Here is a 19,809-nt window from a genome sequence, read left to right as displayed (position 1 = left end):
ACCGCGTTGCCCATCTACGAAGACGCCACCAAGCTCGTCGGCCGGACCCCGCTGGTGCGGATCAACCGCATCATCGACTCCGAGGCGACCGTTGCCGCGAAGTTGGAGTTCTACAACCCGGCCAGCTCGGTCAAGGACCGCATCGGCGCCGCGATCATCGACGCGGCCGAGGCCTCGGGTGAGCTCAAGCCCGGCGGCACGGTCGTCGAGGCGACCTCGGGCAACACCGGCATCGCCCTGGCCATGGTCGGTGCGGCGCGCGGATACAAGATCGTCCTCACCATGCCCGAGACGATGTCCAAGGAGCGCCGCGCCCTGCTGCGCGCCTTCGGTGCCGAGCTCGTCCTCACCCCCGGCCCCGGCGGCATGAAGGGCGCGGTCGAGAAGGCCGACGAGATCGCCGCGGAGCGGGGAGCCGTTCTGGCCAAGCAGTTCGCCAACGAGGCCAACCCGGCGATCCACGAGAAGACGACCGGACCGGAGATCTGGCAGGACACCGACGGCAAGGTCGACATCCTCGTCTCCGGCATCGGCACGGGCGGCACCATCACCGGCGCCGGCCGCTACCTGCGTTCGCAGAACCCCGACGTGAAGCTCGTCGCGGTCGAGCCGGCCGAGTCGGCCATCCTCAACGGCGGAGCCCCCGGCCCGCACAAGATCCAGGGCCTCGGCGCCAACTTCGTCCCCGAGATCCTCGACACCGATCTCTACGACGAGGTCATCGACGTCGACGCGCCGACCTCGATCGAGTGGGCCCGCAAGGCGGCCACCGACGAGGGGCTGCTCGTCGGGATCTCCTCCGGTGCTGCCTTCGCCGCCGCAGACCAGGTCGCCCGTCGTCCGGAGAACGCCGGCAAGACGATCGTCGTCATCGTGCCCAGCTTCGGTGAGCGTTACCTGTCGACGCCCCTCTTCGAGGGTCTCGTCGACTGACCGTGGCCACCCATCTACCGATCCGCGCAACGGTCCGTGAGGACTTGGCCGCGGCCATGGATCACGACCCCGCCGCGACCTCGCGGTGGGTCGTGCTCCTGACCTCTGCCGGCCTGCACGCGATCTGGTTGCACCGGATCGCGCACCGGTGGTGGCAGCAGCCCTCCGGGAAGTGGCCGGCCCGCCTCCTGGCCTATGTCTCCCGGTCGGTGACCGGCATCGAGATCCACCCCGGTGCGCACATCGGTCGCCGCTTCTTCATCGACCACGGGATGGGTGTCGTCATCGGCGAGACCTCGGTCGTCGGCGACGACGTCATGCTCTTCCACGGGGTGACCCTCGGCGGGACGTCCGGCAAGCGGGTCAAGCGTCACCCGACGCTCGGCAACGACGTCATGGTGGGGGCCGGGGCGAAGATCCTCGGCGACATCCACGTCGGCAGCAATGTCCGGGTCGGCGCCAACTCGGTCGTCGTCAAGGACGTGCCGACCGGTGCGGTGGCCACGGGGATCCCGGCCCGGTACCGCTACCCCCAGCTGGACGACAGCCCGATGATGGCACCGGAGGAGCGCCTCTACGCCGATCCGGCGCTCTTCATCTGAGCGCCACACACCCGCGCGAAGGGGGTGGACCACCACGAGGTGGTCCACCCCCTTCGTCATGCATTGCGTTGTGCCTCAGGCCTGGTGGCCGTTCCCCCCACTGAGGGGGAAGGTCGAGGGGCCCTGCGCGCCGCGGGAGACATCGCCCGCGACGTCCCGATCGGGATCGCGGGTGATCTTGCCGGCGCCCTGACGCAGCTTGTCGCCGGTGGCATTCGCGGCGGTGCCCACGGCATCGAGGGCCGCCGGCGCGGCCTTCGTCTTCGCCGCGTGCTTGGCCGAGGAGACCTGGCTCTGCACCGGCTGGGACTGCCACAGCTTCTGGGTGCCCGAGCGGATCTGCTCGTAGCGTCGGCGTCCGGCGCGGGCGCCGAGGACGTAGCCGGCGGCAGCGCCGAGGACGAAGGAGAGTTTTGCCATGGAGTGTCCTTTCGATGGGGCGGTCGGCCTCACCGCCGACACTACCCGCGCAACACATGCCATACCGTGGACCTGCCGCCGGCCACCCGGCGGACGTGGAGGGCTCGCATAGTGGCCTAGTGCGGCGGTCTTGAAAACCGCTAGGGGTGCAAGCCTCTCGTGGGTTCGAATCCCACGCCCTCCGCTCACCGATCAGGGGGTGCGGTTGTCGGCGCACCGGAGTTCACTGGGGTGATGAGCCACTGCAGCATCGTCCCTCCCCACATGCTCCGGGCGCTGTCCCGCTCGGACCTCACCGTGCCTGCCAGGTGCGCTGAGCGCACGCTCCTGCTCGACGACGAGGCCCGCCACGCGAGGATCGGTCGGATCGCTCGCGCGTCCTTCGCCATCGCCGGTGGAGCCGGCGACGGTCCGGACCGCACGGTGCACGACGCCCAGGGGGCCGAGGTGCTGCCGGGCACGGTGGTCCGGTCCGAGGGCGGGGATGCCACCGGGGACGCGGCGGCCGACGAGGCCTACGACGGGCTCGGGCACACCTGGCGACTGTGGAGCGAGGAGTACGGCAGGGACTCGCTGGACGGTGCCGGCCTGCCGCTCGTCGCCACGGTCCACTACGGGCGCGAGTACGTCAACGCCTTCTGGAACGGCACGCAGATGGTCTTCGGTGACGGCGACGGGGAGATCTTCACCCGGTTCACCGCAAGCCTGGACGTCATCGGTCACGAGCTGGCCCACGGGGTCACCGAGCACACCTCGGGCCTGACCTACCAAGGTCAGCCGGGGGCGCTCAACGAGCACGTGTCCGACGTCTTCGGGACCCTCGTCAAGCAGCACCACCTGCAGCAGGACGCGCAGACCGCTGACTGGCTCATCGGCGCCGAGCTCCTCATGCCATCCGTGCAGGGGGAGGCGCTGCGGTCGATGAAGGCGCCGGGGACGGCCTACGACGACCCGCGACTCGGGACCGATCCGCAGCCCGCGCACATGCGTGACTACGTCGAGACCAGCGACGACAACGGCGGCGTGCACATCAACTCAGGCATCCCCAACAAGGCCTTCCACCTGGTGGCGACCACCCTCGGTGGGCCCGCGTGGGAGGCCCCGGGCCTGGTGTGGTTCGACGTCATCACCGGGGAGATCGGCGCGGACTGCGACTTCGTGACCTTCGCCGGACTCACCGTGACGGCGGCTCGGGCGCGATATGGCCAGGAGTCGGCCGAGGCGGAGGCCGTCTCCGCTGCCTGGAGCGAGGTGGGCGTGATGGCCGCGGCGGGGGGTGGCCCCGACGAGGGAGCGCCGACGACGGCGCTGCGGCTGAGTCGGTCCGGGGGAGTCGCCGGCATGACGCGCTCGCGAGAGGTGCGGCTCGAGGAGTTGCCGGAGGGCGACGCCCACGGGATCCGCAGGCTGCTCGCCGCACCGGATCTGCCGGCGATGGTCGAGCAACCGGCGCGACCGGACACCTTCAGTTACGGCCTGCGCGAGGACGCTGAGGGCGTCGACGTCCAGATCCCCGAGTCGGCGCTCTCGTCCGAGACACGGGAGCTGCTCGAGCGGGTGCTGCGTGGGCAGGACTGACCTCCCCGGGTGGCTCGCTACGCTGCGGTCGTGATGTCCAGACCCACTGTCGTCGTCCTCAACGGGCCGAACCTCAACCTGCTCGGTGAGCGAGAGCCGCAGATCTACGGCCGCGAGACCCTCGCGGACGTCGAGGCCCTGGTCCGGGCCCGTGCCGACGAGCGGGGCCACGACCTCGACTTCCGGCAGACCAACCACGAGGGCGTCCTCATCGACGCGATCCACGAGGTGCGCACCAGCGCGGCCGGTCTGGTCATCAACGCCGGCGGGTGGACGCACACGTCCGTCGCGATCCGCGATGCGCTCACGGCGGTCGCGGGGCCGGTCATCGAGGTGCACATCTCCGACGTGCACGCGCGCGAGGAGTTCCGCCACCACTCCTACATCTCCGACGTGGCCCAGCAGGTCATCGTCGGTCGCGGGATCACCGGCTACGTCGACGCCATCGACGCCATCTGTCCTTGACCATGCTCTGCCCGGTGATTGCTGGTAGCGTCGCACTCGTAGTTGCATGACAGAACTTCTCGCACGATGCGAATGGGCGTGACCACGGTCAGGTCCCGAGTATTACCGGAGGCGTGTTCCTCTGCCGAGGTTTGATTTGCAGCTGGCAAGGGACCGCAACCGGCGGAACCGGATTGTTCAACAGGAAAGAAGATTCACCCCATGGCACAGGGCACCGTTAAGTGGTTCAACGCTGAGAAGGGCTTTGGCTTCATCGCCCAGGACGGCGGAGGACCCGACGTGTTCGTTCACTACTCCGCCATCGACACGACCGGCTACCGGTCGCTCGACGAGGCGCAGCGTGTCGAGTTCGAGATCACCCAGGGCCCCAAGGGTCCGCAGGCTGAGAGCGTTCGTCCCGTCTGAGACGACGCACACCTGATGCGGTGACTCCACCGCTTCGACGAAGGCCCCCGCCATCCGTGGCGGGGGCCTTTGTCTGTCCCCGTCGGCGAAGTGCGGCTAGGGTGTGCCCCCGATGCGGGACGACGGACACCACCTCAGCCGAACGGCGCAACGCGAGATGCGGTTGCGCCGCCGGGGGACCGTCCGACGGCGCCTCCTCCTCGGCGCAGGCCTCGTCGTGGCCCTCGTGGCCACCATCGCCCTGGCCACGGGTGTGCACCTGAGCGGCAACATCACGCGAGTCGACATCAAGTCCGGCTCGGCGGAGCGGCCCCAGGACATCGAGGACGACCTGAACATCCTCGTCATCGGCTCCGACACCCGTGACGGTCTCGGGACGAGCGAGTACGGGGTGGGGACGGCCGAGGGTGGTCCACGCTCGGACACCAACCTCCTCGTGCACATCTCCGCCGACCGGGAGTCGGTGCAGGTCATCTCGATCCCGCGGGACTCGATGACCAAGGCCCCCGCGGACTGTGATGACCCGGAGTCCACGGTCGCCGACGGCGAGGTGCGGCGGTGGAACGACAACTTCAACGAAGGGGGTCCCGCCTGCGTCGTCAAGACGCTCGAGGGCCTGACCGGGATCTTCGTCGATCACGTGGCGGTGGTCGACTTCAACGGGTTCCAGTCGATGGTGGACGGACTCGGTGGGGTCAACGTGTGCCTCCCCGAGCCGGTCGAGGACCCGGACGCCCAGATCAACCTGCCTGCCGGCAAGCAGCGCCTCGACGGCAAGGACGCGCTGGGGTACGTGCGGATGCGCAAGTCCCTCGGCGACGGCTCCGACATCCAGCGGATCGAACGGCAGCAGACCTTCATGTCCTCCATGGCCCAGGAGGCCACGCGCACCTCTCTCCTGCTGCGGCCCGACAAGCTCTACAGCTTCCTCGACGCCGCGACGAAGTCGATGACCGCCGACGACGACCTCGGCCTGAAGCGGATGCTCTCCATCGCCCGCAGCGTCAAGGAGCTCGGGATGGACGAGCTCGTCTTCGTCACCGTGCCGACCGAGCCCTACCCGGCCAACAGCAACCGCGTCCAGTGGCGCACCGAGGCCTCCGATGAGCTCTGGGCCGCGGTCCGTGACGACACCGACCTTCCGGGGGAGGAGGAGAGCCGGCAGAAGGACCCGGCACTCACCGTCCCCCCGTCGGACATCGCGGTGAGTGTCCACAACGACACCGCCACGGCCGGGCTGGCCGGGCAGGAGGCCGCGGCCCTGCAGGTGCAGGGGTTCGGTGCCTCTGTCGCGGCCGTGCCGGCCACGGGTCAGGGGCGCGGCGTCGTCGTCCGGCACGCGAAGGGGGACGCTGCCTCCGCCCGGACCGTGGCGGCCGCGTACAGCGGCGCGAAGCTCAAGCTCGACGAGAGCCTGTTGACAGGGACGGTCCGGGTCGTGCTCGGCCTCGGCGCACCGACCTCGCAGGAGGTGCCCAACCGCGAGGGTGACGCGCCCCTGCCGTCGGCGTCGCGCACCGCGCCCCCGGCCCCGACCGAGGTCAGGACCCGCGCCGCCGACGAGGACATCTGCGGTTGAGAAGGACCCGGGTGGGGCCCGACTTTGAGTGGCGCCGCTTGGCCAGATACTCTGACCGGGTTGTCTGGAGGCGTCGCCTAGCCCGGTTTATGGCGCCGCACTGCTAATGCGGTTTGGGTTTAACACCCATCGAGGGTTCAAATCCCTCCGCCTCCGCAGCGAGAGAGTCACGACACCTGTGGCTCTTGATGACGAAACCCTGGTCGGGCGTGGTGCCCGGCCAGGGTTTCGTGGTTTCGTGCGGCGATGCGTTATCCGGTGTCCGATGAGTCGCGGTGGACCGGGCCGGGCTTCGACGGCCACCAGAAGCGGTCTTGCAGGATCGTGATGAGCGCGGGCACGAGCACGCTGCGCACGAGCAGCGTGTCGAGCAGGACGCCGACGCCGACGATGATGCCCACCTGGGTCAGCACGAGCAGCGGGAGCACTCCCAGCACCGCGAAGACGGCGGCCAGGAGGACGCCGGCGCTCGTGATGACACCGCCGGTCACCGCCAGGGCCGTGACGATGGCCCCACGCGTGTCCCCGGTGGCCAGCACCTCCTCGCGGGCGCGCGTGGTGAGGAAGATGTTGTAGTCCACGCCGAGGGCCACGAGGAAGATGAAGGCGAGCAGCGGCACGCTGAGGTCGATGGCGGAGAAGCCCAGCCAACGCTCGAAGATGAACCACCCGATGCCCAGGGCGGAGAGATAGGACAGGACCGTTGTGGCGGTCAGCAGGAGCGCCGCGACGACCGAGCGCAGGAGCACCAGCAGCACCACGAGGACGATGCCCAGGACCACCGGCACGAGGACGGCACGATCTCGCGTGGCGGCGTCGCGGGAGTCGACGTCCTCGGCCACCTCGCCCCCGACGAGCGCATCGGGCGCCACGTCGGCGAGTTCGCTGCGCAGGTCGCGCGTGGTCGCCAGGCTGCCGCTCGTCCCCGCGGCGTCGGCCAGCACGACATCCACTTCGGCGAGGTCGCCCTGGGAGCCGGCCGGCCGCACGTCGACGGCTCCCACCTTCTCCGCCGCGGACGTCACGGCATCGACGTCGTCGGGAGTGGTGGCGACTCGCAGGGGCGAGGAGAAGCCGGCCGGGAAGGCCTCGGCGAGGCGCTCCTGGGCGACGACCGACTCCGGCGGGTCGCGGAACTGCTCGGTCTGCGAGAGGCCCGTACGCGCCCCGAGCGCGAGCGAGGCGAGCGCGACGAGGCCCAGCACACTCACGACCGCGACCGCGACGGGCCGGCGCCCCACGCCTCGTCCGAGGCGCGCCCAGACCCCGTCCTTGGTGGGGTCGTCCTGGCCCTTCCGGGGCATGAACGGCCAGAACAGCCAGCGACCGGGAAGGACCATGGCCGAGGGGAGGACGAGCAGTGCGAACGCGACTGCCACGGCGAGTCCCAGCGCGCCGACGTAGCCGATGCCGCGCAGGAAGGCCGCGTCGGCGAGGCCCAGGGACGCCAGCGCGAGGATCACCGTGCCGGAGCTGGCCAGGATGGCCGGTCCCGCCTGCCCGACGGCCCGACGCATCGCCTCGTGCCGGCTGTCGTGTCGACGCAGCTCCTCGCGGTATCGGGCGATGAGCAGGAGCGCGTAGTTGGTCCCGGCGCCGAACACGAGAACCGAGGTGATGCCGGTGATCGCTCCGTCGACGCCGATCCCCGACGCGGCAGAGAAGGTCTCGGCGGCAGCGAGAGCGGCCCGGTCGGCGATCCCCACGACGGTCAGGGGCACGAGCCAGAGCCACGGGCTGCGGTAGGTGATGAGCAGCAGCAGGGCGACGACAGAGGCAGTGACCGCGAGCAGCCGCACGTCGGCGCCCTCGAAGACCTTCCCGAGGTCGGCCTGGAATGCCGGGCCGCCGGTCACCTCGCCGCGCAGGTCGTCGGGCAGGGCGTCCGCGACAGTGGCCCGCACCTCCTCGACGACGGCACCATTCTCCTCATCGGTGAGGTCACCGGGCAGCGGCACGGTGAACAGCACGGCTGAGCTGTCCTCGGCGGGGACCGGTCCCGAGACCTTGCCCTCGGCCGACTCGCCGAGGGCGCCGGTGAGGCCCTTCAGAGAACCGAGGTCCTCCTTGGTGAGGTCGCCGTCGGGCCGAGAGACGACGACGATGGCAGGCACCTCGTCGGACGACGGGAGCGCGGCGAGGCGGTCCGCGGCCCGTGCCGACTCCGAGTCCGCCGGCAGGTTCGAGGCGGTGTCCTCCGAGGTCGTCGGGGCGGGGGCCAGGGTCATCGCCAGGCCGGCGAGGACGAGACCCAGGAGCACGACCAGCCAGGAGCGTCGGGGACCGACCAGCGACACCAGCGGTCGCATGGGTCCCGCACCTTTCTTTCGATCCTCGAAATGTTCCATGATCGAAAGAGTACAATAGTCCTCGTGACTCAGCGGTACCCCCCTTCCACCCGACATCGTGCGACGGCGCCGAGAGCGGCGGCGCAGCCAGAGGTGGACTCGCGGGCCGGGGTGCTGAGATCACTGCGCGAGCTCACCACCGCCCTGGACCAGTGGATCGACCTCCACGGAGGCCGCCAGGGCGTCCACCGCACCCACCTGAACGCACTGGCCCACCTCATGCGGGCGGAGGACGCCGGTGTCCTGTTGACGCCCGGCGAGCTCGCCGAGGCCCTTCCCCTGAGCGCTTCCGCCACGACCGCCCTGGTCGACCGGCTCGTCGCCGCCGGTCACGCCGAACGACACCCCCACCCACAGGACCGTCGACGCACCGTGCTCACCAGCACCGCCAGCGCGCACGAGACCGGAGGCCAGATCTTTGGTCCGTTGGCGGCACGCTTGGGGGTCGTGGTGGACGAGCTGGACGACTCCGAGGTGGCTGTCGTCACCCGCTTCCTGGACCTTGCCACCCGGGCCATGACTGCCGGGGACGACGGCGAGTGAGCTGAGCCCACGAGCGTTGCCGCCAGGAGCCGCCCTCAGCGATCGAGGTCTCGGACCAACTCACGCAGTCCGGTCCCTGCGTGGGCTCCGGGATCGGGGGCGCGCTCGGGGACATCGGTGAAGATCCACCCGCGCATCGCGACGAACTTCACCAACGTCGCGGCCACGGTGCTCACGCCGACGACAAGGGTCTGCACGGTGAGGGCGGACGCCGGCCACGCCGCGTGGACGAGGGCGAGCGCGGCCGAGGTCATGGCCCACGTCGCCGCGAAGACGAGGAGGGCCTGCGCGTGGTGACGAGCGATCCCTTCGCTCCCGCGGACGCCGAAGGTCCACCGCCGGTTGGCTGCGGTGTTGGCCACCGTCGCGAGGAGCAGGGCGGCCAGATTGGCCGTCTGCGATCCGAGCCCGACCAGGCCGGACGCCAGGAGGGCGAAGAGTCCGAGGTGCAGGACGGTCGAGGCGGTCCCCACGATCCCGAAGCGCACCACGTGCGCTCCGACCCCGGACGAAGGGGGCACCCGCCCCATGCGCTGCCGGATCTCCTCCGTCGGGAGCCGGCCGGAGGTCAGCGCCCGCTGGACCCGCCACACGCCGCGCAGGTCGTCCGTCGCCGTCCGGACGACGTCGACCCGGCTGTCCGGGTCGTCGAACCAGTCGACGGGCACCTCGTGGATGCGCAGCCCACTGCGTTGGGCCAGGACGAGGAGCTCCGTGTCGAAGAACCATGTCGGGTCCTCGACGAGGGGCAACAGCTCACGGGCCACATCGGCGCGGATCGCCTTGAATCCGCACTGCGCGTCGGAGAAGCGCGCGCCGAGCGCCGTCCGGAGCACGAGGTTGTACGAGCGCGAGATGAACTCGCGCTTGGCCCCCCGGACCACCCGCGAGTCCCGGTGCAGCCGCGTGCCGATGGCGAGGTCGGAGTGGCCCGACATCAGGGGGGCGAGCAGGGGCCACAGGGCGTCGAGGTCCGTCGACAGGTCGACGTCCATGTAGGCGAGGATCGGCGCCTCGGAGTCGAGCCACACCTGGTTGAGGGCGCGGCCCCGGCCCTTCTGCGTGAGGTGGACGGCGCGGACGCCGACGAGCTGCGCCGCGAGTCCGTCGGCGACGGTGAGGGTGGCATCGGTGCTCGCGTTGTCCGCCACCGTGATCTGGAAGGGATAGGGGAAGGTGGCCACGAGGTGGGCGTGGAGTCGGCGCACGCAGGCAGCGAGGGTGGCCTGCTCGTTGTGCACGGGGATGACGACGTCGAGGACAGCGAGCGGCTCAGACATCCGTGGCACCTGCGTCCGTGGCCGGGTCCGAGGAGTCGAGCGGTTGGGTCAGGTCGTAGAGGGTGGAGTCGCCGATCGTCACCTCGGTGAAGTTCTCGCTGACCCAGGCGGAGATCTGCGAGCTCGTCCCGCTGTCGCTCCCGTTCCTGGCGCCGCCGCCGGTGTCCCCGCCCCCGACGAAGTAGTGGATGCGGCCGTCCTCGACGTACGTCTGGAACTGCTCGAGAGTCGGTGACGGGTCCGAGCCGTTGAAGCCACCGACCGCCATGACCGGCAGCTGGGTGCCGATCTGCAGGCCGGCAGCACTCTGCGATCCGATCGCCGCGGCGGCCCACGTGTAGGAGTCGGCGTCCGCGGACAGCGCCGAGATGACCTCCGTGCTCGAGGTGCTCGCGTCGAGGAGGCCGCCTGCGCCGCCCGGGCCCCCCGCGCCGCCCGCGCCGCCCGGGCCGCCAGTGCCGCCCGTGCCGCCGCCGGGCCCGCGGGTGGATGACCCGCTGGTCGCCGGTCCGGCGGTGACGATGGAGCCGGAGTGTCCCTGGGCGAGCGTCGAGGCAGTGTAGGCCGCGGGCCCCGCGAGGGCGGCGATGAGTGCCGCCGCGACGATCGCCGACACCGCCCTGCGGTGCACCCTGGTGATGACCAGGAGGAGGACCGCAGCGGCCATCCCGGTCGCCAGCACGCCCACCCTCAGCCAGCCGTACTCGGTCGTCCGGCTGAGCAGGATGAAACCCCATGTCGCCCCGGCCGCCGTTGCGGCCGAGAGGGCGATGGACCCGGTCGGGGACTCGCGGCGCTCCCACGCCTCGGCAGCGCCCATGCCGACGAGCGCGGCGACGGCGGGGGCGAGCGCCACCGTGTAGTACTCGTGGAAGATCCCGGCCATGAGGGAGAAGGTCGCCATGGTCACGAGCAGCCAGCCGCCCCAGACGAGGTAGCCGGCGCGGCGGATGTCGGTGCGCGGGGCCCGACCGCGCAGCCACAGACCGGCGACGAGCAGGATCAGCGCCGAGGGGATGAGCCACGAGACCTGGCCGCCGATCGACGAGTCGAACATCCGCGTGATGCCGGTCTCGCCCCACCCGCTGGCACCGCCGACGGAGCCGACCTCCTCACCGTTGAGCCGACCGACACCGTTGTAGCCGAAGGCCAGCTCGAGGAAGGAGTTCGTCTGGCTGCCGCCGATGTACGGCCGCATGCTCGCGGGCACGAGCTCGACGATCATGACCCACCACCCGGCGGAGAGGAGCATCGCGGCGGTGCCCACGACCGCGCCGATGACGCGCCGTCGCAGGGTCGTGTCGGCTGCGACGAGGAAGGCGATGCCGAAGAAGGGCACGACGAGCAGCACCTGGAGGCTCTTCGTGAGGAACCCGAGCCCGATGAGGATCCCGGCGAGGGCGAACCAGCGGATCGCCCCCTTCTCGATGGCGCGCATGGTCGCCCAGGCGGCGAGGGTCATGAGCAGCACGAGGAGGGCATCGGGGTTGTTGAAGCGGAACATCAGTGCGGCCACGGGCGTGAGTGCCAGGGTCGTGCCGGCGAGGAGGCCGGCCGGGGCGCCCCAGTGCCGTCGCACACTCGCGTGGACCACCCCGACGCTCGCGACGCCCATGAGGACCTGCGGGACGAGGATGGCTGCGGAGTTGAGTCCGAAGATGCGCACGGACAGCCCCATGACCCAGAGCGACGCCGGTGGCTTGTCGACCGTGATCGCACTGGCAGCATCGGACGATCCGTAGAACAGCGCCGTCCAGCTCTGCGAGCCGGCCTGCGCCGCAGCGGTGTAGAAGGAGTTCGCCCACTCGTTGGCGGTGAGGTTCCACAGGTACAGGGCGGTGGTCGCCAGCAACAGGCCGAGGAACGCGGGGCGCGCCCAGCGCGGATCGGTGGTCGGGCCGCGCCACCACGCGGCGAGTCGTGATCGTGGTGCAGTGGCGTGGCTGCGCTCGATCGTCACGGGCGCTGGGGCGGGGCTCGTCGTCTCCATGCATCCACGGTCGGGCCGGTGCCTGTGGGCCTGCTGTGGCCCACCCGTGGTGGCGCGATGACCTCCCTTCGCCGCCGTGGCGGAGGCTCAGCCCACCGGCAGGGTGACGGTGAAGGTCGTCTCTCCGGGACGCGAGGTGACGCCGACGCGGCCGTGGTGGGCGCGTGTCACGGCGGCGACGATGGACAGCCCGAGGCCGGTGCTCCCGCCGGCGCGTTGCCGGGAGCCGTCGCCGCGCGTGAAGCGCTCGAACACCGTCGGCAGCAGGGCCTGCGGGATCCCCGGCCCGTGATCGGTCACCGAGAGTCGGACCGTCTCCCCCTCGCGACGAAGGGAGGTCACGACCCTCGTCCCGGGAGGGGTGTGCACGCGGGCATTGGCGAGGAGGTTCGCCATGACCTGGTGGAGCCGGTCACGGTCTCCGGTGACCTCGATCGGCTCCGGGGAGAGGTCGAGCTGCCACCGGTGGTCCGGCGCGGCAGCGCGAGCGTCACTGGTCACGTCGATCGCGAGGAGGGTGAGGTCGACGCGGGTGCGTTCGAGCGGGCGGCCGGTGTCGAGGCGAGCGAGGACGAGCAGGTCCTCGACGAGGGACTGCATCCGCAGCGCCTCGGACTCGACGCGGGAGAGGGCGTGAGCGACCGACTCGGGGATCGGGTCGGGCTCGCGCTTCGACAGCTCGGCATACCCCCGGATCGAGGCGAGCGGGGTGCGCAGCTCGTGGCTGGCGTCGGCGACGAACTGCCGCACGCTGGTCTCCGACTCGTGGCGGGCCCGGAGGGCTCCGTCGACGTTGTCGAGCAGGCTGTTCAGGGCCAGGCCGACCTGTCCGACCTCGGTGCGAGGGTCGACATCGGGGATGCGTTCGGCCACCGGGACGTCACCGGAGTCGAGGTCCAGCTCGGAGACGCGCTGCGCGGTGCCGGCGACCCGCTCGAGGGGCTGGAGGTTGCGTCGCACGAGATAGGTTCCGCCCGCCCACACGCCGACGAGACCCACGAGGCTCGACCCGACGACGATGAGGACGATCGCGGTGACCGTCGTCTCGATGGGGCCGACGGGGACCCCGGTGATCGCCGTCCCGCCGTCGGCGGTGTGGACGGACACGAGCCGGTAGCTGCCGATGCCATCGCCCAGGTCGACCGTCTGCGGCCGCTGGCTCAGCCCGGCAGCGTTGAGCTCGGCGATCTCGCTCCCATCGAGCCGGTCGTTGTCGCCGTCGGTGTTGACCGCGTAGTTGAACTCCTGGCCCTGCTCGTCGACCGCGACCTTCCCGTTGATCACCACGAGGTGCAGGACGGCGTTGCCGCTCCCCGCGGGCGGACCGCCTCCTCGGCCCCGTGGCGCCAGCCCCTGTGTCCCGTCGATCGTGGCGACGAACCGCTGGGAGGCAGCGAGGAGATCCTCGTCGACCTGTTGGATGAGGTACTGCCGGGTGGTGAGGCCCGTCAGCGTGCCGGTGAGCGCGGTGACCGCGAGGAAGAGCAGGAGCACCGAGGCGACGAGCTTGGTCCGCAGCGTCCAGGCCGAGGGTGGGCGCACCCGGTCCGACCGGCTCACGGTGCCGGCTTGAGTACGTAGCCGGCGCCGCGCATGGTGTGGATCATCGGCGTGCGCCCGGCGTCGACCTTCTTGCGCAGGTAGGAGATGTAGAGCTCGACGACATTGGCCTGACCGCCGAAGTCGTAGTGCCACACGCGGTCGAGGATCTGCGGCTTGGAGAGCACCCGCCTGGGGTTGCGCATGAGATAGCGCAGCAGCTCGAACTCGGTGGCGGTCAGGGAGAGCTCGTCGCCGCCGCGAGTGACCTCGTGACTGTCCTCGTCGAGGGTGAGGTCGCCGACGACGAGCAGCGCGCTCGACTCGTCTGTGACGACGGCGGTGCGCCGCATCAGCGCACGCACGCGCGCGACGACCTCTTCGAGGGAGAAGGGCTTGGTCACGTAGTCGTCGCCGCCGGCGGTGAGACCGGCGACGCGGTCCTCGACGGCGTCCCGGGCGGTGAGGAAGAGGACCGGCACGGCCGGGGTGTCCGCCCGCACCCGGCTCAGCACCTCGAGCCCGTCGAAGTCCGGCAGCATCATGTCGAGGACGATCGCGTCCGGCGCGAACTCCCGTGCCGCACGCACCGCCTCGGTGCCGGTGGCGGCAGTGCGCACCTGCCACCCTTCGTAGCGCAGCGCCATCGAGATCAGCTCGGTGAGGTTGTCCTCGTCGTCGACGACGAGGACGCGCACGGGCGAGCCGTCGGCGCGGGTGAGGGCAGGGGTGGGCCTGGGGGGCACGGACATGGACCCATCAAAGCGCGTCCTGTCCCGTGGGCGCCATGAACCGACTGTGTGTTTCCTGTGAGAGGCGCGCCCACATGCGAAGGGAGGTGACGGCCGGCCCACAGGTGTGCCACAGGTGTGCGCCGGAACGTGGTCCTCGACCGATCACGCCAACGACCCAGGAGCCACCGTGACCGACCCGACCCCATCGTCGCAGTCCGCATCCCCACCGACCGGGCCCCAGCCCTCCTCGACGGCACCGGCCGCCCACCCGCCGCGGTGGCGTGGACGAAAGACCGCCGTCGCGGCCGCCCTCGCGATCGGGTTGAGCTCGGCGGGGGCGATTGCCGCCGCGGCCGCCGTGGACCAGGGCACGACAGGGGGTGATCGAGGCGGTCCCGGTGGAGGGCAGGCTCCCGGAGGCGCCGATGGCCGACAGCAGCCCGGGCAGGTGCCGGGCGGCCAGGTGCCGGACGGGCAGGTGCCGGACGGCCAGCGGCCGGGCCAGCCCGGTCAGGGGGGAGCGGGGGGAACGGGGACCCAAGATCCCACGTCATCCGATTTCGTCGCGCGGGGGAGTGCGGGGTAGAGTCCCTCTCTGTTGCCGCACACCGGTGACGGAGCGCCCGTAGCTCAACGGATAGAGCATCTGACTACGGATCAGAAGGTTTGGGGTTCGAATCCCTACGGGCGCACTCTGTGTTGAGACAGACGAAACAGGCCCCGCGTCGCGCAAGTGACCGGGGCCTGACTCGTGTCCGGGCACGCTGCGTCAGGGCGCGGGGGTGGGCTGGTCCTCGACACCCGCGCGCGGATGCGGGGTCAGGCGTCCGGCGCGATGATGTGACAGATCTCGGTGTCGGTGCAGTGTGCGGGATCGAGTCGGTCGCTGCGGCCGATGAGGACGTCGAGCTCGGCTTCGAGGGCAGCGATCTCGCGCTTGCGTCGTTGGAGGTCCTCTCGCTTCGTCAGCAGGAGCGTGTGCACGTGCGCGCAGGGGACGGTGCCGTCGCGGCGCAGGTCGAGGATGCTGGCGATCTCGACCAAGGTGAGCCCGGCCGCCTGGCCGCTGCGGATGAACGCGAGTCGAGGCAGCACCGAGGTGTCGTACTCCCGGTAGCCATTGCCTTCTCGCTGGGGCCGGGACAGCAGGCCCCTGCGTTCGTAGAAGCGGATCGTCTGTGTCGACACCCCCGCCACGTCGGCGACCTCTCCAATGCGCATGACCCCACTGTACGGCTTGACCTTGTACCCCAGATCAAGGTCTAGCGTCGCTGCCATGGACATCACGCTGCTCTACTTCGAGGACTGCCCGCACTGGAAGGTCGCCGCGGAGCGACTGAGCATCATCGCGGCTGAGCGCGACGACGTCCGCCTGAGCCGCCACCTCGTCGAGACGCCCGAGGAGGCCGAGCGGACCCGGTTCCACGGCTCACCCAGCATCCAGGTCGACGGTGTGGACGCCTTCGCCGCGCCGGGTGCCGGGGTGGGGCTCTCGTGCCGCAGGTACCCCACGCCGGACGGGTACGAAGGTGCACCCACGCTCGATCAGCTGCGCGCGGTGCTGACCGACGAAGAGACCTGACGGGCCGGTCGCAGCAGAGCACCATCGACCTCACGTGGCGAGGGTCGTCGCCGGCGATGACCGTCCTTCGGGCACACACGAACGCGGCCCCGGTCGAGAGGAGACCGGGGCCGCGTTCGTCAGTCGATGCGTCAGGCCTGCTCGTCGTCCAGGGCCTGGGTGACGCGGCGGTGCGCCTCCCAGATCTCCTCGGGGAGGCGGTCGAAGTGCTTGAGGTGCTCCTCGCGGAAGCCCATCTCCTGCTGCCACCGCGGCACGTCGATGGACAGGATCCGGTCGAGGTCCGCCCGCGGCAGGTCGAGCCCGGTGAGGTCGAGCTCGTCCTCGGTCGGGATGATGCCGACCGGCGTCTGGCGGCCGGTGACCTCGCCGTCCCTGAGGCGCATGAGCCACAGGAGGGGACGCAGGTTCTCGCGGAAGCCCGGCCACACGTAGTGCCCGTCCTCCGGGTCCCTCTGGAACCAGTTGACGTGCGCGAAGAGCGGCTTGTCCTTCGCGGCGCCGACGATGTCGAGGTAGTGACGGGCGTAGTCGCCCTCGCCGTAGGCCATGAAGGGGCGGTTCGACATCGGGTCGTAGCGCAGCTGGCCCTCGACGCCCTCGGCGGCGGCGGTCGCCTCGGCGCCCAGGGTCAGCCCGTCGTAGACGCCCTCGGGTAGGTCGGTGATGGCGCGGATCAGCGGCTCGCGGTCGCGGGTGCGGCCACCGAAGATGATCGCGTCGATCGGCACACCGGCCGAGCTGTCGAAGTCCGGGGCAGCGTTCGGGACATTGCCCAGGGTCGTGGTGAAGCGACTGTTGGGGTGGGCCCACGGGGAGGTGTCGCCCGGCTCCCGGTCGGCGATCGCGTCACCCTTCCAGTCCAGCCAGCCGTCGAGGTCGGCCGGGGCCTCGGGAGTACGGCCCTCCCACCAGACCTCCTTGAGCTTGGGGTTGTAGGCGACGTTGGTGAAGATGACCTTGGTGCCCGGGTCGGTCGAGCGCAGGGCAGTCGGGTTGGTGTTCTCGTTCGTGTCCTTCGCGACACCGAAGACACCGAACTCGGGGTTCATCCCCATGAGCTTGCCGGTCTGCTCATCGACCCACAGCCAGGCGATGTCGTCGCCGTAGAAGTCGACCTGGTAGCGGTCGCCCATGGCATCCGGCGGGAGCATCATCGCGAGGTTGGTCTTGCCCGAGGCGCTCGGGAAGCCACCCGTGATGTGGTATCGCTTGCCGGTCTCCTTGTCGGTGATGCCGATGAGCATGTACTGCTCCGCGAGGAACTTCTTGGTGTCCCAGCCGTCGTAGGCGCCCTGGCGCAGACCGTGGGCGATCTTGCCCAGGAGGGCGTTGCCGCCGTAGGACGAGCCGAAGTGGAGGATGGTGCGCTCGTCGGCCACCGTGACGAAGTAGCGCTTGTCGTCGGGGGTGCCCTGACCGAGGTTCTCGAGGTCACCGGTGACGTGGACGGCGCGCACGAAGTTGCCCTGCTCCGGCAGGTCGTTGACGTGCTCGACGCCGACGCGCGACATGCGGATCATGTGGAGGACGACGGGGCGGCTGTCGGTGAGCTCGACGCCGGTGGCCCACTGGGACAGCTCGTTGTCCTTCGGCGACATGAGGTACGGGAGGACGTACATCGTCTTGCCCCGGGACTGACCGCGCATGAGCCCGGTCACCTTCTCCTTCATCTCCGCGGCAGGGCGCCAGTTGTTGTAGACGCCCCTGTCCTTCTCGTCGTTGGTGGCGACGATGGTCCGCTCCTCGGAGCGGGCGGTGTCCTTGGAGTAGGAGCGGGAGTAGTAGCGGCCTTCGCCGGCGGGAAAGAGCTCGCCGGCCTCGAGGCACTCCTGGATGAGCCGGTCGTCGTCCTCGGCGCCAACCACCTCGATCCGGTCCGGCTGGGTGATCTCGGCCCAGTGCTTCACGTACTCGCGGACAGCCTCGTTAGTGAGGCCTGACGCGTCCAGCGCGGCGTCGACGTCGACCATGCTCTGTATCCCTCTCAGGTGCTCTGGTGTGCGGGCGGTCCCTCGCGGGTTCTCCCGGTTCCGGGCAGGCTACCGCCCCCGGTGTCGGCGGCGAGGGGCGAGGTGGCGCGCCCGGGGTGTGCGTCTCGTCACCCGCTGGGGCCGGAGGGGCAGGTAACCGTTCCACAACGCCCGCTCGGCGGTGTGCGTCGGGTCACGGTCGAGCGGCTAGCGTGCCCGACATGGGAGAACCTCTCGTCGCCCTCGCGGGCGTCAACAAGCATTTCGGCGACTTGCACGTCCTGCAGGACGTTGACCTGACCGTCGACACTGCGGAGGTCGTGGTCGTCATCGGGCCCTCGGGCTCGGGCAAGTCCACCCTGTGCCGCACGATCAACCGCCTGGAGACCATCGAGTCCGGGAGCATCACGATCGACGGCCAGCCGCTGCCCGAGGAGGGCAAGGCCCTGGCTCGGCTGCGCGCCGACGTCGGGATGGTCTTCCAGTCCTTCAACCTCTTCTCCCACAAGACCATCCTCGAGAACGTCACGCTCGGGCCGATGAAGGCCCGTGGCGTCAAGAAGGCGGCCGCGCAGGATCGGGCGATGGAGCTGCTCGAGCGGGTCGGCGTCGCCCACCAGGCCCGCAAGTACCCGGCTCAGCTCTCCGGCGGCCAGCAGCAGCGCGTCGCGATCGCGCGCAGCCTGGCCATGGAGCCGAAGGTCATGCTCTTCGACGAGCCGACGTCGGCACTCGACCCCGAGATGATCAACGAGGTCCTCGACGTGATGACGCAGTTGGCGAGCACCGGGATGACGATGATCGTCGTCACCCACGAGATGGGCTTCGCCCGCAAGGCGGCCGACCGGGTGGCCTTCATGGCTGACGGGCAGCTGATCGAGCAGGCCACGCCCGAGGAGTTCTTCACCCACCCGCGCAGTGATCGGGCCAAGGACTTCCTCGGCAAGATCCTCACCCACTGACTCGACTTGATCCGCCACACCCACGAGGAGAACGACATGAACGCACGACACATCATGGCCACGGTCAGCGCCTCCGTGCTGGTCCTCGGGCTCGCGGCCTGCGGCTCCGACAGCGAAGGGGGCGACGGCGGCGGCGGTGGCGAAGACGGCGGCGCCGTCAAGGTCGGCATCAAGTTCGACCAGCCGGGTCTGGGCCTGAAGGACGGGGACACGTACACCGGCTTCGACGTCGATGTCGCCAACTACGTCGCCGACGAGCTCGGCTACGACTCGGTCGAGTTCATCCAGGCGCCGAGCCCGCAGCGAGAGACGCTCCTCCAGTCCGGTCAGGTCGACATGGTCGTCGCCACCTACTCGATCACCGATGAGCGCGCCGAGAAGGTGTCCTTCGCCGGCCCCTACTTCGTCGCCGGCCAGGACCTCCTCGTCGCGTCCGACGCCAAGATCACCGGCGTCAAGGACCTCGAGGGCAAGAAGCTGTGCTCCGTCAAGGGGTCCACCTCGGCGGACAACGTCAAGAAGGAGGTGCCCGGTGTGCAGCTGCAGACCTTCGACACCTACTCCAAGTGCCTCGACCTCGTGGCCAACGGTCAGCTGGACGCCCTGACGACGGACAACACGATCCTCGCCGGGTACGCGGCCCAGCCCGCCTACAAGGGCAAGCTCAAGGTCGTCGGCAACACCTTCTCCGAGGAGCGGTACGGCATCGGCATCGAGAAGGGGGACACGGCCATGTGCGAGGACATCAACAAGGCGCTGACGAAGATGGTCGACGACGGCGACTGGCAAAAGGCCGTCGACGACAACTTCGGGCCGGCCGACTTCACGGTCGACGAAGAAGTGAACCCGCCCGAGCACGATGAGTGCGCCTGACCT

General features: G+C 70.2%; 19 protein-coding genes and 3 tRNA genes. 13 read left to right on the top strand and 9 right to left on the bottom strand.

Annotated features, from left to right (window positions below; all coding sequences use genetic code 11):
• The first annotated feature begins 6 nt into the window (after nt 1-6).
• Both cysK and cysE read left to right on the top strand, forming a co-directional pair.
• Complete coding sequence (gene cysK, locus ACR9E9_RS00465) at nt 7-933, top strand: cysteine synthase A (protein WP_435200577.1); 927 nt, start codon at nt 7-9, stop codon at nt 931-933.
• Between the two features lie 2 nt (nt 934-935).
• Nucleotides 936-1,535 carry a serine O-acetyltransferase gene (gene cysE, locus ACR9E9_RS00460; RefSeq protein ID WP_435200576.1) on the top strand — a complete coding sequence of 200 codons (600 nt, stop codon included), beginning with the start codon at nt 936-938 and terminating at the stop codon, nt 1,533-1,535.
• Nucleotides 1,536-1,610: 75 nt separating this feature from the next.
• On the opposite strand, the gene ACR9E9_RS00455 is transcribed toward cysE, so the two are convergent.
• Nucleotides 1,611-1,955 carry a hypothetical protein gene (locus ACR9E9_RS00455; RefSeq protein ID WP_435200575.1) on the bottom strand — a complete coding sequence of 115 codons (345 nt, stop codon included), beginning with the start codon at nt 1,953-1,955 and terminating at the stop codon, nt 1,611-1,613.
• A gap of 97 nt (nt 1,956-2,052) precedes the next feature.
• Between ACR9E9_RS00455 and ACR9E9_RS00450 the strand changes: the two genes are divergently transcribed.
• The 6 genes from ACR9E9_RS00450 to ACR9E9_RS00425 all read left to right on the top strand — a co-directional run bounded on the left by ACR9E9_RS00450 (nt 2,053) and on the right by ACR9E9_RS00425 (nt 6,138).
• Nucleotides 2,053-2,139 (top strand) — tRNA-Ser (locus ACR9E9_RS00450).
• Between the two features lie 50 nt (nt 2,140-2,189).
• Nucleotides 2,190-3,533, top strand: a complete 1,344-nt coding sequence (locus ACR9E9_RS00445) for a protealysin inhibitor emfourin (RefSeq protein ID WP_435200574.1) — start codon at nt 2,190-2,192, stop codon at nt 3,531-3,533.
• Between the two features lie 33 nt (nt 3,534-3,566).
• A complete protein-coding gene (aroQ, locus tag ACR9E9_RS00440) occupies nt 3,567-3,998 on the top strand; it encodes a type II 3-dehydroquinate dehydratase (RefSeq protein WP_435200572.1) in 432 nt (143 codons plus the stop codon).
• Between the two features lie 201 nt (nt 3,999-4,199).
• Complete coding sequence (locus ACR9E9_RS00435; protein ID WP_055991015.1) at nt 4,200-4,403, top strand: cold-shock protein; 204 nt, start codon at nt 4,200-4,202, stop codon at nt 4,401-4,403.
• Between the two features lie 112 nt (nt 4,404-4,515).
• Nucleotides 4,516-5,982 carry an LCP family protein gene (locus ACR9E9_RS00430; RefSeq protein WP_435200570.1) on the top strand — a complete coding sequence of 489 codons (1,467 nt, stop codon included), beginning with the start codon at nt 4,516-4,518 and terminating at the stop codon, nt 5,980-5,982.
• Nucleotides 5,983-6,048: 66 nt separating this feature from the next.
• Nucleotides 6,049-6,138 (top strand) — tRNA-Ser (locus ACR9E9_RS00425).
• Nucleotides 6,139-6,233: 95 nt separating this feature from the next.
• Here the strand turns inward: ACR9E9_RS00425 and ACR9E9_RS00420 are convergent.
• Nucleotides 6,234-8,291: an MMPL family transporter gene (locus tag ACR9E9_RS00420; protein ID WP_435200568.1), complete on the bottom strand. Its 2,058-nt coding sequence runs from the start codon at nt 8,289-8,291 to the stop codon at nt 6,234-6,236.
• A gap of 63 nt (nt 8,292-8,354) precedes the next feature.
• Here ACR9E9_RS00420 and ACR9E9_RS00415 point away from each other — a divergent pair, with 63 nt between their 5' ends.
• Nucleotides 8,355-8,873 (top strand): MarR family winged helix-turn-helix transcriptional regulator, encoded by a 519-nt coding sequence (locus ACR9E9_RS00415; RefSeq protein WP_435200566.1) that lies wholly within the window; start codon nt 8,355-8,357, stop codon nt 8,871-8,873.
• 35 nt (nt 8,874-8,908) lie between these two features.
• Here the strand turns inward: ACR9E9_RS00415 and ACR9E9_RS00410 are convergent, their stop codons facing one another.
• From ACR9E9_RS00410 to ACR9E9_RS00390, 5 genes are all read right to left on the bottom strand, one after another.
• A complete protein-coding gene (locus ACR9E9_RS00410; protein WP_435200564.1) occupies nt 8,909-10,153 on the bottom strand; it encodes a glycosyltransferase in 1,245 nt (414 codons plus the stop codon).
• On the bottom strand, nt 10,146-12,143 hold the full coding sequence (locus tag ACR9E9_RS00405; protein ID WP_435200562.1) for an ArnT family glycosyltransferase: 1,998 nt from the start codon (nt 12,141-12,143) through the stop codon (nt 10,146-10,148). Before ACR9E9_RS00405 ends, ACR9E9_RS00410 begins: the two co-directional genes overlap by 8 nt.
• An 87-nt stretch (nt 12,144-12,230) precedes the next feature.
• Nucleotides 12,231-13,703 (bottom strand): ATP-binding protein, encoded by a 1,473-nt coding sequence (locus ACR9E9_RS00400; protein WP_435200560.1) that lies wholly within the window; start codon nt 13,701-13,703, stop codon nt 12,231-12,233.
• Nucleotides 13,700-14,434, bottom strand: a complete 735-nt coding sequence (locus tag ACR9E9_RS00395) for a response regulator transcription factor (RefSeq protein WP_435200558.1) — start codon at nt 14,432-14,434, stop codon at nt 13,700-13,702. The genes ACR9E9_RS00400 and ACR9E9_RS00395 overlap by 4 nt, the downstream gene beginning before the upstream one ends.
• Nucleotides 14,435-14,578: 144 nt before the next feature.
• Nucleotides 14,579-14,788 (bottom strand): hypothetical protein, encoded by a 210-nt coding sequence (locus ACR9E9_RS00390; protein WP_435200556.1) that lies wholly within the window; start codon nt 14,786-14,788, stop codon nt 14,579-14,581.
• Nucleotides 14,789-15,035: 247 nt separating this feature from the next.
• On the opposite strand from ACR9E9_RS00390, the gene ACR9E9_RS00385 reads away from it, so the two are divergent.
• Nucleotides 15,036-15,108, top strand: a tRNA-Arg gene (locus ACR9E9_RS00385).
• A 127-nt stretch (nt 15,109-15,235) separates the two neighbouring features.
• Here ACR9E9_RS00385 and ACR9E9_RS00380 read toward each other — a convergent pair.
• Nucleotides 15,236-15,637 (bottom strand): heavy metal-responsive transcriptional regulator, encoded by a 402-nt coding sequence (locus tag ACR9E9_RS00380; RefSeq protein WP_435200554.1) that lies wholly within the window; start codon nt 15,635-15,637, stop codon nt 15,236-15,238.
• Between the two features lie 55 nt (nt 15,638-15,692).
• Here ACR9E9_RS00380 and ACR9E9_RS00375 point away from each other — a divergent pair, with 55 nt between their 5' ends.
• Nucleotides 15,693-15,998: a thioredoxin family protein gene (locus ACR9E9_RS00375; RefSeq protein WP_435200552.1), complete on the top strand. Its 306-nt coding sequence runs from the start codon at nt 15,693-15,695 to the stop codon at nt 15,996-15,998.
• A 131-nt stretch (nt 15,999-16,129) separates the two neighbouring features.
• On the opposite strand, the gene ACR9E9_RS00370 is transcribed toward ACR9E9_RS00375, so the two are convergent.
• Complete coding sequence (locus ACR9E9_RS00370) at nt 16,130-17,971, bottom strand: phosphoenolpyruvate carboxykinase (GTP) (RefSeq protein ID WP_435200550.1); 1,842 nt, start codon at nt 17,969-17,971, stop codon at nt 16,130-16,132.
• A 221-nt stretch (nt 17,972-18,192) separates the two neighbouring features.
• Here ACR9E9_RS00370 and ACR9E9_RS00365 point away from each other — a divergent pair, with 221 nt between their 5' ends.
• Both ACR9E9_RS00365 and ACR9E9_RS00360 read left to right on the top strand, forming a co-directional pair.
• Entirely contained in the window at nt 18,193-18,933 is a 741-nt protein-coding gene (locus tag ACR9E9_RS00365) for an amino acid ABC transporter ATP-binding protein (protein ID WP_435200548.1), read from the top strand.
• 36 nt (nt 18,934-18,969) lie between these two features.
• Nucleotides 18,970-19,806, top strand: coding sequence for a glutamate ABC transporter substrate-binding protein (locus ACR9E9_RS00360; protein ID WP_435200546.1), 837 nt, complete (start codon nt 18,970-18,972; stop codon nt 19,804-19,806).
• Nucleotides 19,807-19,809: the final 3 nt, after the last annotated feature.

This window comes from Janibacter sp. GS2 (assembly GCF_051200835.1).
In the GTDB taxonomy this organism is placed as follows: domain Bacteria; phylum Actinomycetota; class Actinomycetes; order Actinomycetales; family Dermatophilaceae; genus Janibacter.
The sequence above is the reverse complement of the archived record's forward strand: the minus strand, read 5'-3'. Positions and strand labels throughout refer to the sequence as shown.